Source organism: Streptosporangium canum, from assembly GCF_900113865.1.
GTDB classification, from domain to species: Bacteria; Actinomycetota; Actinomycetes; order Streptosporangiales; family Streptosporangiaceae; genus Streptosporangium; species Streptosporangium canum.
Window position 1 is genome coordinate 136,041 of record NZ_FOQY01000006.1, and the last position, 15,394, is coordinate 151,434.

A 15,394-nucleotide genomic window follows, 5' to 3' on the forward strand; every position below is an offset into this window, starting at 1 on the left:
TCCAAAGGCTCAGCATTTGGGGACTCAGTGCGGACGACCTGGCGCTGCTGCGCGAGCGCGCGGTGGCGGACGGCCACTGGGAGGTCCGCCGCACCGCCGTCCAGAGACTCGGCAGCGGGGGAATCGGCGTGGACGACCTGGCGCTGCTGCGCGAGCGCGCGGTGGCGGACGGCCACCGGGAGGTCCGCCGCGCCGCCCTCCAGCAGATCGCCACGGCGTACCGGGGCGATCCCGAGACTCTCGCGTGGCTCCGCGATCGCGTCCTCCTCGAAGGGGACGAGGACGTCCGGGCGGCTGCCGTCGAAGCGGTGGCCGAGAGCCGGGCCCACGACCCCGCGACGCCGCCCTGGATCAGCGAGATCGCCGTCACGGACGGCCACTGGAAGGTACGCAGGACCGCGGTCGAGATCGTGGGACTGATCAGGCCGGACGAGCCGGCCACGCTGCCCTGGCTGCGGCGGCGCGCCCTGGCCGACCCCGACGAGGACGTCCGCGGCATGGCCGTCGAACGGGTCGCCCTGGGCTGGCCGGACCGGCCCGGCGTCTCCTCGTGGGTGCGCGGTCGCGCGACGGCCGATGACCACGAACAGGTCCGCGCGGCGGGCGTGGAACTCGCCGCGCGGACCTGGCCGGGGGATCCGGCGACCCTCCCCTGGCTGCGGGAGGTGAGTTCACGGGACGAGCACTGGAAGGTACGGCGGGCGGCGGTCGAGGCGATGGCGCGGATCGGGCCGGACTGGCCGGACACCGTACTGTGGCTGCGGGGCCGGGCCGAGGCCGACCGTCACCGGGAGGTGCGCGGCGCGGCCGTCCGGGAGGTGGCCCGGATCGCCGCCGACGACGACGCCACCCTGTCCTGGCTGTACGGCAGGATCTCCGGCGACCCTGACCCCGAGGTCCGCGCCGTCGCCGTGGACGCGGCCGTGCGCCACTGGCGCGACCACGACGGCATGTGCTCCCGGGTGCTCGCCTGGATCGCCGGAGACGACCCGGAGGAGGTGCGGGCCGCGGCGATCACCGGGCTCGGCTGGGGCTGGCCCGACGGGCCCGGCACGCCGGACCGGCTCCATGAGCACGCGAGAGCCGACCGGCACTGGATGGGCCGGCGGGCGGCCGTGCGGGCGCTGGCCGAGGGCCGGCCGGACGACGACCGGGCACGTTCCGCCGTGGAGGCGAGCGCGGCCGGGGACCGGCACTGGCAGGTGCGGCTGGCCGCGCTGACGGCGCTGACAAGCACCTGGCCGGAAGAGCCCGGCACCTTTCTCCTCCTCCGCGGGCGGGTGCGCTCCGACGGGCACTGGCGGGTGCGCCGGGCGATGCTGGAGACGATCGCCGCCGACCGGGCCGACGACGCGGCCACAGTCCCGCTGCTGCGCGAGCGGGCCGTACGCGACGAGCACGCGCAGGTCCGGCTGGCGGCCGTCCGCGCTCTCGCCCGGGGCTGGTGCGACGATGCCGCCACCCTGGATCTCCTGCGCGACCGGGCCACCGCCGACGAGCACTGGAGAGTCCGTGAGGGGGCCGTGGAGGAGATCACCAAGGCCGTCGGCGGAACACCGGAGATGATCTCCTGGCTGAGGGAGCGGATCGCGCGCGATCCCAGCACGGCCGTGGCCCGCGCCGCCGTACAGGGAGCCGGCACGTGGTGGCGGGCGGATCCGGCCGGCACGGCGGCCCGGCTCCGGGAGCGCGCCGCCGGCGACCCGCGCTGGGCCATCCGGGAGGAAGCGGTGCAGGAGATCGTGAGGATCTCCGCGCCGGCCGACTCCGCAACGCTGTCGTGGCTGCGGGAGCGCGTGACCGCCGACGGCGCCTGGCAGGTCCGGGTGACCGCGCTCTGGGCCGTCGGCTTCCTGGCGCACGAGGACCCGCTCACCCTCGCCTGGCTGGAGACCCTCGCCCGGGACGACCCGCACCGGAAGGTCCGCGAGGAGGCCGCGTCCGCGCTCCGGCATCTGCGGCCCACCCCCTGAGGCCGCCGGAGCCGCGGCACGGACACGTGCCGATCACGAAAGAGGGGTTCCGGCGGAGTGCGGGAGGAAAACCCGTTGATATCCCTCTCGTCCTCCGTTTCACTCGGATACGTCTTCACTCGGATACATCGCGACGAGCTTTCGAAAGGGGGGATTTTGATGCCCGCGGGCACCGAAACGGCCTTCGCGCGCCCACGACGTGGCGTGACGGAGGCACCGGTGACCTGTGCCCATCATCATCCCTGAGGAAGTCTCCATGTCCCGCGTTCCATCCCGCGGCCGCGCCCGCATCCGTTCCTTCCGCTGCCTCCACTGCGGCCTCGATGTCCCCGCCGACGCGCCGGGCACGGCGCACCGAAACCACTGCCCGACCTGCCTGTGGAGCAGGCACCTGGACGACACCCCGGGTGACAGGGCGGCGGACTGCGGGTCGTCGATGACCCCGATAGCCGTCCACGTCCGCCACAACGGCGAGTGGGCCCTCGTCCACCACTGCACGGGCTGCGGAGCCCTCGACGCCAACCGCATCGCGGGCGACGACAACCCGCTCGCCCTCATGCGGATCGCGGTGGCGCCGCTGGCCCGGCCGCCGTTCCCGCTCGACTGGTTCGCCCGCCTCTGAGCCCGGCCGGTCCGCCGGTCGCCGACCCCGCACGGCGGGTGCGCCGCCGCCGTCGAGATCCTCGACGGCGGCGGCCGCGGCGCGCTCCGGGAAGAGACCGCCCTGATCGCGCTTGCCGCCATCGCCGAGGGGGAAGGGCTCTGAGATGTGAAGAAGCTCATCAACGGCGTCGACTCGGTCGTCCCGGACGCGCTGCGCGGACTCGCGGCGGCGCACCCCGGGCTGCGGGTGGACGTGGACAACCAGATCGTGTTGCGCGCCTCGGGGGCGCGTCCGGGCAAGGTGGGCCTGGTCTCCGGCGGGGGTTCCGGGCACGAGCCGCTGCACGCGGGCTTCGTCGGGTACGGCATGCTCGACGCGGCCTGCCCGGGCGAGATCTTCACCTCTCCGGTGCCCGATCAGATGATCGCGGCGAGCGAGGCGGTGAACGGCGGCGCGGGAGTGCTGCACATCGTGAAGAACTACACGGGCGACGTCCTGAACTTCGAGATGGCCGCCGAGCTCTGCGCCGAGGAGGGCGTGGAGGTGGCGAGCGTGCTGGTCGACGACGACGTGGCCGTGCAGGACTCCCTCTACACGGCGGGCCGCCGGGGAACCGGCGCCACGCTCTTCGTGGAGAAGATCGCCGGGGCCATGGCCGAGACCGGCGCGCCGCTGGCGGAGGTCACCCGGGTGGCCGAGGCGGTCGACGCCCGCAGCCGGTCCTTCGGCGTCGCGCTGAGCGCCTGCACCACCCCTGCGGCGGGCAAGCCCACCTTCGACCTGAAGGACACCGAGGTCGAGCTGGGCATCGGCATCCACGGCGAGCCCGGCCGGGCCCGCTCGGCCATGCGCGGCGCCCGCGAGCTGGTCCACACCGCGATGGACGCCATCGACGAGGACATGCCGGTCTCCGGCGACAACCTGGTCATGGTGAACGGCATGGGCGGCACGCCGCTGATCGAGCTCTACATCGCCTTCGCCGAGGTGAGCGACTACCTGGCGGGCAAGGGCGCGAGAGCGGCCCGGAGCCTGGTCGGCAACTACGTCACCAGCCTCGACATGCAGGGCTTCTCGATCACGGTCTGCCGGCTGGACGACGAGCTCACCCGTCTGTGGGACGCCCCGGTGGAGACCCCCGGCCTGCGCTGGGGCCGCTGACATGGGCGCCGCCGACCTGGACACCGCTTTCTTCGCCGCGTGGATCGAGGAGGCCGCCCGGACCGTCGGGGCCGAGAAGGAGTGGCTGACCCGGCTGGACGCCGCGATCGGCGACGCCGACCACGGCGCCAACCTCGACCGGGGCTTCACCGCGATCGCCCAGGCGCTGGCCGGCACCGAGCCCGACACCCCCGGAGCGCTGCTGGCACTGGTGGGGAGCACGCTGATCCGCAAGGTGGGCGGGGCTTCCGGCCCCCTGTACGGCACGGCGTTCCGGGAGGCGGGCAAGTTCCTGGGCGACGCCTCCGAGGTGTCGGTCGCGGACCTCGCCGCCGCCCTGCAGGCCGCCCTGGACGGGGTCCAGAGGCTGGGATCGGCCGCCGAGGGCGACAAGACCATGGTGGACGCGCTCGCTCCGGCGGTCCGGGCGATGTCTCTGGCCGCGCAGGAGGGCAAGGAGCCAGAAGAGGCGATCGGCGCGGCCGCGTCGGCGGCCCTCGCCGGAGCGGAGGCCACGATCCCGATGCAGGCGCGCAAGGGACGGGCCAGCTATCTCGGCCCCCGCAGCGTGGGCCACGAGGATCCCGGGGCCGCGTCGACCGCCCTCATCCTCGCCGCCCTGCGCACGGTGGTGACGCGATGACGCTCCCCGCTGACCGGGCACTCCCCCGCCTCTCCTCGGCGGCGTGCGGACCCCTCCGATGGTAGGCATCGTCCTCATCTCGCACAGCGGCCCGCTGGCCGCCGAGGTCGCCGTCCTGGCCACGCAGATCGGCGGCACGGGCGTCCCGCTGGCCGCGGCCGGAGGCACCGACGACGGCGGCGTCGGCACCAGCCCCAGCCTGGTGGAGGCGGCGATCGGGGAGGTGGACCGGGGCGACGGGGTGATACTGATCCCCGACCTGGGCAGTTCGGTGCTGACCGCCCGCCTGATGGAGGGGCCGGGCGTGGTGATCGCCGACGTGCCGTTCGTGGAGGGGGCGATCGCGGCCGTCGTCACGGCGGGCACGGGCGCCTCGCTGGAGGCGGTGCTGGCCGCGGCCGAGGAGTCCAGGAACTTCCGCAAGCTGTGACCCGTACATCGCGAGGAGGGGCGCCGGCGCCGCGACCGTGAAGACGGCGTCTCTCCGGGTCAGACCGCCGCGCGGGGTGCGCCGCGGTCGCGAGGAACGATCGGTCGTCCGCCGCTGCCGGATCCTGCCGGTCGCCGCCCAGGACCGGCTCTCAATACGGCAGGTAGTAACTGAGCACGTCGGCGGTGAGCGGCGGGAAGAGCGCCTGGAACAGCTCCTCCTCCCCGGTGTAGACGTCGGGCCGGATCCGGGTCAGGCCCTCGATCCCGTGCGGGCCGAACAGCAGGGCGGGCAGGTGGTCGGGGGCCACTCCGGCGCCTCCCACGGCTCCGGGCCCCTGCATCGCGCCGCCGGTGACGACCGCGCCGAGGCCATCGGCGTGGACGGGGATCCGGTAGTGGGCGCCGAAGGTGGAGATGACGATGTCGCGGCCGGCGCGTTCCGCCCCCGCCGCGGTGAGGCGCTGCCAGAGCAGCGGCCGCAGCCGGTCGAGCAGCGCCGCGACGTCCGGGATGCGGAGGTAGTACTGCTCCGCCTGCTTACGCGGTCCGTGGTCGAGGAACTCCCGCCAGGCGGCGGCGGTCACGGTTCCCGCCCGGTGGACGACGCGTACCTGGCCGCCGGGCACCAGCGCGGCGACGCCGCGCAGCAGTTCCCGGGCCGCCGCGTCGTCGAGCGCGGCTGCCTCGGCCAGGAGCACCTCGTCATCGTCGGGGGGTGTGGTGCGTCCGGCGGCGACGACGGTGTCGCCCCGCTCGACGACCCAGAGGGTGCTCGCCTCGTGCTCCAGCAGCCATCGCCAGCATGCCGCCGAGTGGGGCATGGCCACGTCGAACCGGTCCTGGGTCATGTCCTGAAGGGCCGCCATCGCGGGGATGTCGGAGGGCCGGGCGGCGCGGAGCGCGGGTGCCGCCTCGCCGGGCGGCGGGGTGCGCACGGTCGGCGCCGGCGGTATGTCGATGGCGTACTCGTAGCCGAACAGCCGGTAGAAGTACGGGATTCCGATCATCGCCTGGATGACGTGACCGCGGGCGGCGGAACGGTCGTGGGCCCATTGCATGAGCGCCCGCACGAGTCCGCGTCCTTCGTATTCGCGGTCGGTGGCGACCAGCTCGACCTGGCCGGCGGGCAGGCGGATGTCGCCGATGCGTACTTCCTCGTCGAGGAGCGTCGCGGTGGAGACGACCCGGTCTCCGTCGACGACCACAGCGCTGGCGGGCCAGCCGGCCTCGGGATCCGCGACGACCAGCCGATGGTCGAGGGCGTCGGCCTCGTCGCCGCGTTCGGCCAGGAGCGTGCTGATCTGGTCGAGGTCCGCGGGCTGTGCCTGCCTCAGAACGAGGCCGCCGGCCAGCGGGAGGGGCGCGGAGGGAGAGGGTGCGGCGGTCACGGCGGGACTATTCCACCGTCCGGGCCGTCTCGTCCATCGGATTTCCGCGAAGGTGCGGGAAGGGGACGCGTGCGTCCTCTCCCGCGGGGCCGCCGGTGACGGTGGCGAGGCCGGTTCTCACGAGACGGCCCCGCCGTACGCCGGTGACGGTGGCGGAGCCGGTGCTCACGAAACGGCCCCGCCGTACGCCGGAGCCGTCCAGGCGCAGGCGGGCATCAGCGAGGCCTGGTGGGCGCTGCCGGCCGGAGACGAGGAGGACGGCGGCGAGCCGCTTCTACCTGCAGGCCGACTGCCTGGGCGGGGTGTCCATGAAGATCCTGGGGTGCTCGGCCAAGAACTGGAAACCCCTCCTCACCGCCGAGACGCCGAAGGAATACGGCAGATTCAACTGGTACGGCAAGCCCGCCAACCGCCTTCACTGGTTCGAGCAGGGCTACAGGTCACAGGGCTCGGGCGCGTGCAACACCTGGAAGGCTCCCTCCTCGAAGGTCGCCTGACCCCTGCCGGCCCGTCTCGGGGGACGGGCACGAACAGGGCGATCACCGGTCTCCTCCGCCCGCGAACAGGCGGGGCAGAGGCGCTCCGCGGGAGGCGTGAGGGCAGGGCGGGACTCGAGCCCCAGGGATTACGGGTCCCTCCGGCCGCCACCGCTGGACACACCTTCTACCTGCCTACCTGCACAAAGGTTCCCGTCAGCTCGCGATCTCACGGGACTTCAGCACGTATTCGGCATGGAGGAGCTGAGCTCCTCGCCGAGGTGATCATCTCCTCGCTGTGTCGTAGGGCCAGGAATCCCGTAAGCACCGGATGTCGTGGATCTGATCCGTCATGGTGACTGACCTGCGGTGAAGGCTTGGCACACGCGTTGAGCTGGGCCTTCACCACTCACTGGGATAACGGCTGGTCGATGATCGAAAAAATCGATGAGAGGCCATGGCCATCCAGATTGATTGAAGAAACCGAGAGCACTCCAACGGGAATGGCCGCAATCATTTCTGAGAGATAAATTCTCTTTCTTGAAATCCGGCGGGCTGGGTCTACTCAACGGAGTGGTTATTGAGTCCCATCAAAGCGATATCGTGCCTGAACGGCTGTTGACCCTGTCCCGGTCGACAAACTTCAAAGCTCCAGGCTTCGCGGCATCACGGCGAATTTTCATGGAATCGGCGCGTGGGTGGACCTAACGGCTACGGAAGAAAGTCATGAGGCGGACAAGGACGTCCGTCTGGGCGAGTGACTCCGGGATCGTTACGCATGGTTCCGGTCTCGGACATCGTCATCCATCTTGCGGCCGCCGGCCACTGGGAGACGAGGGTAGCCATTCAGGCCTGAATTTATAAACACAGGAGCACCGCAGGGCATCATGCGGTGATCACCGGCGAGGCGACTACCGGCCCCAATGACGAAGGTGATCTTACCGGTTACGAAAGTGATCTTTACATGCACTTGACATGCTGCCATGATCACCTCGTTCTGTCGTTTTGTGCCTGAAAGGGTGCATGTGAAACACGCTCGATCAACGTCCGGCTTAGCCTCCGCGACGCGTCGCGGAGGCTCGCTCCTGGCAACCTTTGCGCTCTCAGCTTCGATCCTGGCGACACCGGCCGTCGCCGAACCCACCCCGCCTCCTGACCCGGCTTCCACCACCGCACCGGTTGAGCCGAACTTCGTCGATCTGGCCAAGGCCGAAGCCAAGCGGACGGGCAAGGAGGTGGAGATTCCCAGCCTTCATACCGAGAACATGACCACCGTCGCCATGCCCGGCGGCAAAACGGTCAAGACGTATGTGTCGAGCACTGTCGTCCGTGTCCAGCGCGGTAGCGAGTGGCACAAGGTCGACCCGACGCTGGTCGTGGAGGACGGGGTCGTCAAACCCCGGATGACCAAACTGGACATCAAGCTGTCCAACGGCGGCGGCAATGCCCCTCTGCTGACCGCGAAGGGCGACTTCCTCGGTCTCAAGGAGGGCCAGCCCGGCGAGGTCAGCATCGCCGCGCCCGGCAAGTTGCCCGTGCCTGAGCTGTCCGACCATACCGCGACCTACCGGTCCGCCTACGGCCACAACATCGACCTGGTCGTCACCGTGACTCCCACGGGCTACCAGCAGCAGATCGTGATCCGCGAGCGGCCTGCCGAGCAGCTCAAGCTGCCCGTACAGATCGACCCGCCCTCTGGGATGAGCCTGGGCAAGTCCGCCAGTGGCAAGCCGTCCGCGCTCGCGGGCGGCAAGGAGGTCGCCGACCTGTCGGTGCTTCCGGTCATGGACGCCAAGGAGATCGCCACGCCTGGCAGCGGCAAGGCGGGCACCGCGACCGCGACCCTCACTGGAAGCGGTGACGATGCCGCGCTCGTCCTCGCCCCGGACGCCACGTTCCTGGCCGACCCGGCGGTGACCTACCCGGTGACGGTGGCCGCGGCCAACCCGACGCCGTGGCACGGAGCCGGCGCTCCCGCCGACACGTTCATCGCCAATGGCGGCAGCTACGTCAACGGCAGCTACTCGGCCAACAGCAACGCGCTCTTCGCCGGGCGCCGGGACGGCTACAACTACCGTTCCTACCTGAAGTTCGACCTCACGAACGCGCCATTCTTCGGCCAGCGGATCATCGACGCGAACATCACGCTGTGGAACTACATCTCCAGCGCCTGCGGCAATGTCGGTGACATCTCCATGCACCGCGTCGCCGCCAGCTGGACCCCTACCACGATCAAGTGGTCCGAGCAGCCACTCGCCGTAGCCGACGGCTACGTGGTCAACCCCTACGGCAAGGACGCGAACTGCTCCGACTGGATGGCCGAGGGCGAGCTCTGGTATTCCATCGAGCAGATCGCGCAGGCCTGGGCGGACGGAACGCCCAACCATGGCTTGATGGTCCGCGCGGTGGCCGAGTCGGGCGGGAACAACTGGCGCCAGTACCTGTCGGGCAACTACCCGGAGACCGCTCCGGACGGCAGCCACCACCCCTACTTCTTCCTCGAGTACGAGGCTCCCGCTCCGCCCAAGGTCGATGGCTTCACATTCATGTCGCCAGACCCGATCACGAGCCTTCCGGCGTTCGAGGAGGCCCGCGCCCGGTCGATTTATGAGCCGGCAGGCAGTGAGCGGACCAGGATCGACAACACGCTCTCCGGTCAGATCGCCGGTCAGCGCGACGGAGAACCCTTCGAGGTCGTGGCGGACGAACTCGACCGCAGCCCCGGGGGCAACGACGGTGAGGACGGAACCGGCGAGGACACGCTCGGGCCGCGCGTGGTCAGCGTCGAGCCCGCGAACGGCGCTGCCGACGTCCCCCTGAACACGAAGCTGAAGGTCACCTTCTCCGAGCCGGTCACCGAGGCCGCCGTGGTGCTCAAGGACGCCAGCGGCGTCGAGGTGCCGACGCCGGCGACCTACGACAGCAGCGGGACGGTGGTGACATTCACGCCGGAACGCGCGCTGACCGCGGGAACCACGTACACAGTGGTGCTCTCGGACGCGGCCGACGAGTGGGAAAACAGGATGACCACCTACACGTGGTCCTTCAGCACCCCGAAGCAGGCTGCGGGGCACTGGAAGTTCGATGAGGGCTCCGGTGATACGGCGAGCGATTCGTCGGGCAAAGGCCACGATGTGAAGCTGAACGAGACGGCTTCGTGGACCCCGGGTAAGAGCGGTACCGGGCTGACCAACACCCCTGCGGCCACCCCGACGCCGACGTCGGCCGGACCCGCGTCGCCCTCCCGGCTGAACGCGGTGGCGGCTGCCCCCGCGGTCGCCGGTTTCGGTCTGACCCCTTCACAGACGATCAACGGCGACATCGTGACGTCGTCGTTGACGCCGACGCTCAAGGCGACGGCGACCGATGCCGCATCGGGCGCCTCGACTGTCGAGTTCCGCGTACTCAAGTACACCGACGACAGTCACGTGTGGTCGGGTTCGCTGGCCAATGTGCCTTCCGGTACGGGGGCGTCGATCGCGGTGCCGACGAGCAAGCTGGTCGACGGCGTCAAGTACGAGTGGCAGGTACGTGCGACGTCCGCGGGTGGCGCTTCCGCCTGGTCGTCGTACCAGTTCTTCACGGTGGACGTGCCCGAGGCCGTGGTGGATCAGTTCCAGGTCACCCCGTCGTCGGGGACCGCCGGTGACACCAAGAGTTCCTCGCTGACCCCGACGCTGAAAGCCAGAGTCACCGATCCACTCGGCGGTCCGGCCATGGTCGACTTCCAGGTGGCCCGCTACTCCGACGACGTGGTGGTGTGGTCGACTACCTTGTCCGGCGTAGCTTCGGGCTCGCAGGCCTCCGTGACGGTCCCGGCCGGGAAACTGCTCGACCTCACGAAGTACGAGTGGCGGGTCAAGGCCACCACGCCGGGATCCACCCCGGCCTGGACGCCCTATCAGTTCTTCACCGTGGACGCCGCTCCCGTGGTGGACCAGCTCCAGGTGAGCCCGTCGGCGGGCACCGGGACCGCCATCACTACTTCCATGCTGACGCCGACGCTCCTGGCCAGGGTCGTCGACAAGCTGGGCAGCACGGGCACGGTCGAGTTCCAGGTGGCCCGCTACTCCGACGACATCGTTGTCTGGTCAGATTCGGTGGCGAACGTCGCCTCCGGTACGCAGGCGTCGATCGTGGTTCCCGCGGCCAAGCTGCTCGACGGCATCAGATACGAGTGGCGGGTGAAGGCCACGGCCAGCGGCGCCACCTCGGCGTGGACGCCGCACCAGTTCTTCACCGTGGACGTGCCCGAGGCGGTGGTGGACCAGTTCCAGATCACGCCGTCGGCGATCTCCGGCACCGACACCTTCACCAGTTCCCTGACCCCGACCTTGCGTGCGCGGGTGACCGATCCGCTGGACGGTCCTGCGACGGTCGACGTCCAGGTCGCCGACTGGGCCACCGACACCGTGCGGTGGTCGAGTTCGCTGAGCAACGTCGTATCGGGAAGCACCGCCACGATTGCGGTGCCGAGCGGCGTCCTGACTGACGGCGTGAAGTACGAGTGGCGGATCAAGGCCACCACCCCGGGATCCACCCCGACCTGGTCGGCCTGGCAGGTCTTCACTGTGAACGTGCCCGAGGCGGTGGTGGACCAGTTCCAGATCACGCCGTCGGAGAACGTCGGCACGAGCACGGTGACACCATCGCTGACCCCGACCTTGCTAGCCCGCGTCACGGACCCGCTTGGCGGCACGGCCACGGTCGACTTCCAGGTCGCCGACTGGGCCACCGACACGGTGTTCTGGTCAACGACCGTGACGGGCGTCGCCTCCGGCTCACAGGCGTCGGTAGCCGTTCCAGCCGGGAAGCTGTCCGACAAGATCGACTACGAGTTCCGGGTCAAGGCCACCACACCGGGCTCGACGCCGGCCTGGTCGTCCTGGCAGCGGTTCCGGACCGACATCTTCGATCCGGCCACCGACCCAGCGGTCAGCCAGCTCCAGGTCGTTCCTTCGCAGACCCAGGATGGGGTAACGGTCGCCACGTCGGTCATCCCTGAGCTGCGTGCGCTCGTGTCCCACCCGCAGGGCAGCGCCTCGCGAGTGGAGGTCGAACTGGAGCACGACCCGGCCGCGCCACAGGGGCAGGGCAGTGGCCAGATCTGGGCCACGGCACTGGACAATGTGGCATCCGGTACGGCTGTCTCGGTGCCCGTCCCTGAAGGCAGGCTGGCCGACGGCTGGCTGGTGCGCTGGCGGCTGCGTTCGCTGGTGGGTGGCACCTCCTCCACCTGGTCTGCCTGGCAGCAGATGAAGGTCGCCGTGCCCAAGCCCGGGGTGGGCCAGTTCCAGGTCACCCCGTCGCAGGTGGCCGACGGCAAGACCGTCACCACCGTGCTCACGCCGTCGCTGCACGCGCAGGTCACCTACGCGCCCGGCGGTAACCTGCGGGCCGAGTTCGAGATCGAGCACGACCCCGCTGCTCCGGAAGGCCAGGGCAGTGGGCAGATCTGGGCCGGTACCGCCGACAACGTCCCGGTCGGGACACAGGCGTCGGTGACCGTCCCGGCAGGCGAGCTGACCGACGGCTGGGCCGTGCGCTGGCGCGTGCGCTCCACCACGGGCACGCTCGCCTCGGCGTGGTCGGACTGGCAGCAGTTGCTGGTGGACCAGCCGGACTCGGCTCCCGCCGTACAGGAGCTGCAGGTCACCCCGTCGCAGCAGGTGGACGGCAAGACCGTCACCTCCACTGCGACCCCGCAGTTGCGGGCCACCGTGCTCGACCCTCGCGGTGAGGCTCTCACCGCGGAGTTCGAGATCGAGCACGATCCGGCCGCTCCCGACGGTCAGGGCAGTGGCCAGATCTGGGCCGACAACGTGGCCGGTGTCGAGGTCGGCGCCCAGGCCGCGCTCGCCGTACCCGCAGGAAAGTTGAGTGACGGCTGGGTGGTGCGCTGGCGTGCCCGGGCCACCTCGGCGACCACATCCTCGGCGTGGTCGGGCTGGCAGCAACTCACCATCGAGATTCCCAAGCCCGGGGTGGACCAGCTTCAGGTCACCCCGTCGGAGCAGGTCGACAGCAAGACGGTGACCCCGATGCTGACGCCGTCGCTGCAGGCGCGGGTCACCTACGGTCCCGGCGGTAACCTGCGGGCCGAGTTCGAGATCGAGCACGATCCCTCCGCCCCCGAGGGCCAGGGGACCGGGCAGATCTGGACGACCTCGGTCGAGGGGGCCGCAGGCACGCAGGTCGCGGTAGCCGTGCCAGCCGGGAAGCTGACCGACGGCTGGACGGTGCGCTGGCGCGTCCGCTCCCACATCGACGAGCTGGCCTCGGCCTGGTCGGGCTGGAAGCAGCTGGTCGTGGACCGGCCGGACTCGGCGCCCGCGGTGGACGACCTCAAGGTCACGCCGTCCAAGAAGATCGATGACCGGACGGTCACTCGCATCGAGACGCCGACGCTGGCCGCGAAGGTCACCGATCCCCGTGGCGATGCGCTCACCGCGGAGTTCGAGATCGAGCACGATCCGGCCGCTCCCGACGGTCAGGGCAGCGGGCAGATCTGGGCCGACAACGTGGCCGGTGTCGAGGTCGGCGCCCAGGCCGCGCTCGCCGTACCCGTCGGGAAGCTGGCCGACGGTTGGCTGGTGCGCTGGCGCGTTCGCGCGGCGTCGCCCAGCGCGGCGTCGGCGTGGTCGGACTGGCAGGTGCTCAAGGTCGACGTCATCCACCCGGGTGAGGAGCCGCTGGCGCAGACCACCGGCTCGGTGATCCGGACGGACGAAAGCTTCACGGTGGCTGCCTGGCTGCGGTGGAGCGACGCCAACGGCGACTACGACGTCGTCGCACAGAAGGGCGACCATCAGGAACCCTTCCGGCTCGGCAACGACCCCGCGCACGGACTGGTGTTCACCCTCACCAGTGCCGACACCGCCGACGCGACGGTCGAGGGTGCGCTCTCGGGCACGCGGGCACCGGTCGACGAGTGGTTCCACCTGGCGGGTGTGTACGACGCGGCGGCCAAGACCGCCTCGCTGTACCTCAACGGTGTACTGATCAAGAGCGCGCCGGTGAGCTTCACCACCTGGAACGCCGCCACAGCCATGGCACTCGGCAGCCGGATGAAGGGCGACCTGGACGAGGTCCAGGTCTTCCAGCGGACTCTGGATACCACCCAGATCCTCGCCCTGCTGGCGAGCTCGGCCTCCCAGCCTTCCCAGGCCAGGGCGTCCGCGACTCCGAGCGCTGCCGCCGTACCGGCCATGGTCGGCAACTTCAACTACAAGCACCCGTCGTTGGAGACCTGCTACGCCACCGAAAGGGCGCCAAGGTTCACCGACGCCTATTCGCGGATGCAGGAGCGCCCACACTCGGCCTGCTGGACCAGCTGGATCGGGCACGGCGGATGGGAGGAGGTCGACGAGAACGGCGTCAAGCGGCGCAAGAACCGGACCGCCTGGTGGGTCAGGATGTTCCCCGGGCCACTGCGGATCCCGGCGAAGCTGCTGGACAAGGTGACCGACGACGACGTGTTCACCTTCCGCGTGACCTGGGTGGCGCACACCTACATCGGCAACCACACCGGAGAGGCTGTCTACAAGAGCGGTGCCGACGACACCGAGCTGAAGCCGCAGAACATCAAGTTCTTCGTGAAGCTGACAGACTTCGGCATCTGGAACAGAGGTGTCAGGCGTACCGAGCTGGATGCCGATCTGAGCGACGTCAAGATCGAGTTCGACCTTGCCACGCAGGGCTGCGAGGTCCAGGCGGGCAGTCCCGATCCCACCCAGCTGAAGACGATCTCCGGCTGGCGCTCGACAGCGTACCTGGAGTACCTGATCAAAACGGCCAAACCGGCGTCACACGACAGGGAAGTCTGCTCGATCCTGCCCGCCATCACCAAGTACGGGGACAAGCGGGGCCGGCTTCCCCTGTGGGACCAGGAACTCCTCGGCGAAGCAGGCAAACGACAGGGCGTTGTGCGGTGGGGACAGGGCGTTCCGAGTAACACCCTATGGTCTCCCAGTTTCCGCTGCGACTGGAGGCAACTCGGGAACTTCGGTGAGGAGACGGCGAACACCGGCGGGTGCATCTACATCAGAGCCGACCGGGTGTTCACGATGTCCAAGAGCAGGGACGACGAATTCCTGGATGTCATCAACCACATAGAGAAGGCCCTGAGCCCGGCGACGAACTCCCTCACCTACCCGCCCTACCGCCCTGGAGATACGACCGACGGGCGAATAAAAAACCGTCCGCCGGTCAAGGGGCCGCTGGGCAACGAACTGCCGAAGGTCATCGGGGGCAACTACGCCGCTGCCCCGAACACCCGGCAGGGAGAACCCCTGTGGAGAGCGGCGAAGGGCGTCTACGCCAAGAACAGGAGGGTGTTCTCCGGAACTCCCTTCGCGGTGCCCGAGGACAACTGGGAGTTGCCCTACGGAGGGACCTATTGCAGGTACTACACCAAGGAGGTGTACCAGCAATGGGGCTACCGGAACGTGCAGTGCGACGAATATCCGTTCGCGTCGACCGAGCAGGGAGCACTGAAGGACAAGATCCACTATTCGATTCAAGGGGTCCGAAAAGACCACAACGAGGATCATGGAGATGCGCTGAAGGCGTTCTACGGCCACTATCGCCTTCTCGACTACGACCCTGATAACACCATCACCAAGATCAGCGACAGCCCGTTCTGGGTGAAGATCGTGAAATAATCGCCCATCGAATGCGGGGCTGCCGAGCGCAGCCCCGCATTCCCATTGGACAGCAGG

General features: G+C 69.7%; 8 protein-coding genes. 7 read left to right on the forward strand and 1 reads right to left on the reverse strand.

What is annotated here, in order from left to right; genetic code table 11:
• The 5 genes from BM085_RS44325 to BM085_RS11365 all read left to right on the forward strand — a co-directional run.
• The coding region (locus BM085_RS44325) for a HEAT repeat domain-containing protein (protein WP_177245060.1) at nucleotides 1-1,973 on the forward strand (1,973 nt) is incomplete at its 5' end.
• Nucleotides 1,974-2,229: 256 nt separating this feature from the next.
• Nucleotides 2,230-2,595: an RNHCP domain-containing protein gene (locus BM085_RS11350; protein ID WP_093887130.1), complete on the forward strand. Its 366-nt coding sequence runs from the start codon at nucleotides 2,230-2,232 to the stop codon at nucleotides 2,593-2,595.
• 147 nt (nucleotides 2,596-2,742) lie between these two features.
• Nucleotides 2,743-3,735 (forward strand): dihydroxyacetone kinase subunit DhaK, encoded by a 993-nt coding sequence (gene dhaK, locus BM085_RS11355; protein WP_093886972.1) that lies wholly within the window; start codon nucleotides 2,743-2,745, stop codon nucleotides 3,733-3,735.
• Between the two features lies 1 nt (nucleotide 3,736).
• Nucleotides 3,737-4,378, forward strand: coding sequence for a dihydroxyacetone kinase subunit DhaL (dhaL, locus tag BM085_RS11360; RefSeq protein WP_093886973.1), 642 nt, complete (start codon nucleotides 3,737-3,739; stop codon nucleotides 4,376-4,378).
• A 58-nt stretch (nucleotides 4,379-4,436) separates the two neighbouring features.
• Nucleotides 4,437-4,808, forward strand: coding sequence for a PTS-dependent dihydroxyacetone kinase phosphotransferase subunit DhaM (locus BM085_RS11365; RefSeq protein ID WP_093886974.1), 372 nt, complete (start codon nucleotides 4,437-4,439; stop codon nucleotides 4,806-4,808).
• Nucleotides 4,809-4,959: 151 nt separating this feature from the next.
• On the opposite strand, the gene BM085_RS11370 is transcribed toward BM085_RS11365, so the two are convergent.
• Nucleotides 4,960-6,198, reverse strand: a complete 1,239-nt coding sequence (locus BM085_RS11370; RefSeq protein WP_093886975.1) for a GNAT family N-acetyltransferase — start codon at nucleotides 6,196-6,198, stop codon at nucleotides 4,960-4,962.
• A 308-nt stretch (nucleotides 6,199-6,506) separates the two neighbouring features.
• On the opposite strand from BM085_RS11370, the gene BM085_RS11375 reads away from it, so the two are divergent.
• Together BM085_RS11375 and BM085_RS11380 are read left to right on the forward strand one after the other, a co-directional pair.
• Nucleotides 6,507-6,695: a hypothetical protein gene (locus BM085_RS11375; RefSeq protein ID WP_143120886.1), complete on the forward strand. Its 189-nt coding sequence runs from the start codon at nucleotides 6,507-6,509 to the stop codon at nucleotides 6,693-6,695.
• 1,244 nt (nucleotides 6,696-7,939) lie between these two features.
• Nucleotides 7,940-15,337: a DNRLRE domain-containing protein gene (locus BM085_RS11380; RefSeq protein WP_177245061.1), complete on the forward strand. Its 7,398-nt coding sequence runs from the start codon at nucleotides 7,940-7,942 to the stop codon at nucleotides 15,335-15,337.
• Nucleotides 15,338-15,394: the final 57 nt, after the last annotated feature.

Excerpts from the sequence above, each read along its gene's own strand:
- BM085_RS11375 (WP_143120886.1), top strand. The coding sequence starts at position 6,507 with ATGAAGATCCTGGGGTGCTCGGCCAAGAACTGGAAACCCCTCCTCACC.
- BM085_RS11380 (WP_177245061.1), top strand. The coding sequence starts at position 7,940 with ATGACCACCGTCGCCATGCCCGGCGGCAAAACGGTCAAGACGTATGTG.
- BM085_RS11350 (WP_093887130.1), top strand. The coding sequence starts at position 2,230 with ATGTCCCGCGTTCCATCCCGCGGCCGCGCCCGCATCCGTTCCTTCCGC.
- BM085_RS11365 (WP_093886974.1), top strand. The coding sequence starts at position 4,437 with ATGGTAGGCATCGTCCTCATCTCGCACAGCGGCCCGCTGGCCGCCGAG.
- dhaL (WP_093886973.1), top strand. The coding sequence starts at position 3,737 with ATGGGCGCCGCCGACCTGGACACCGCTTTCTTCGCCGCGTGGATCGAG.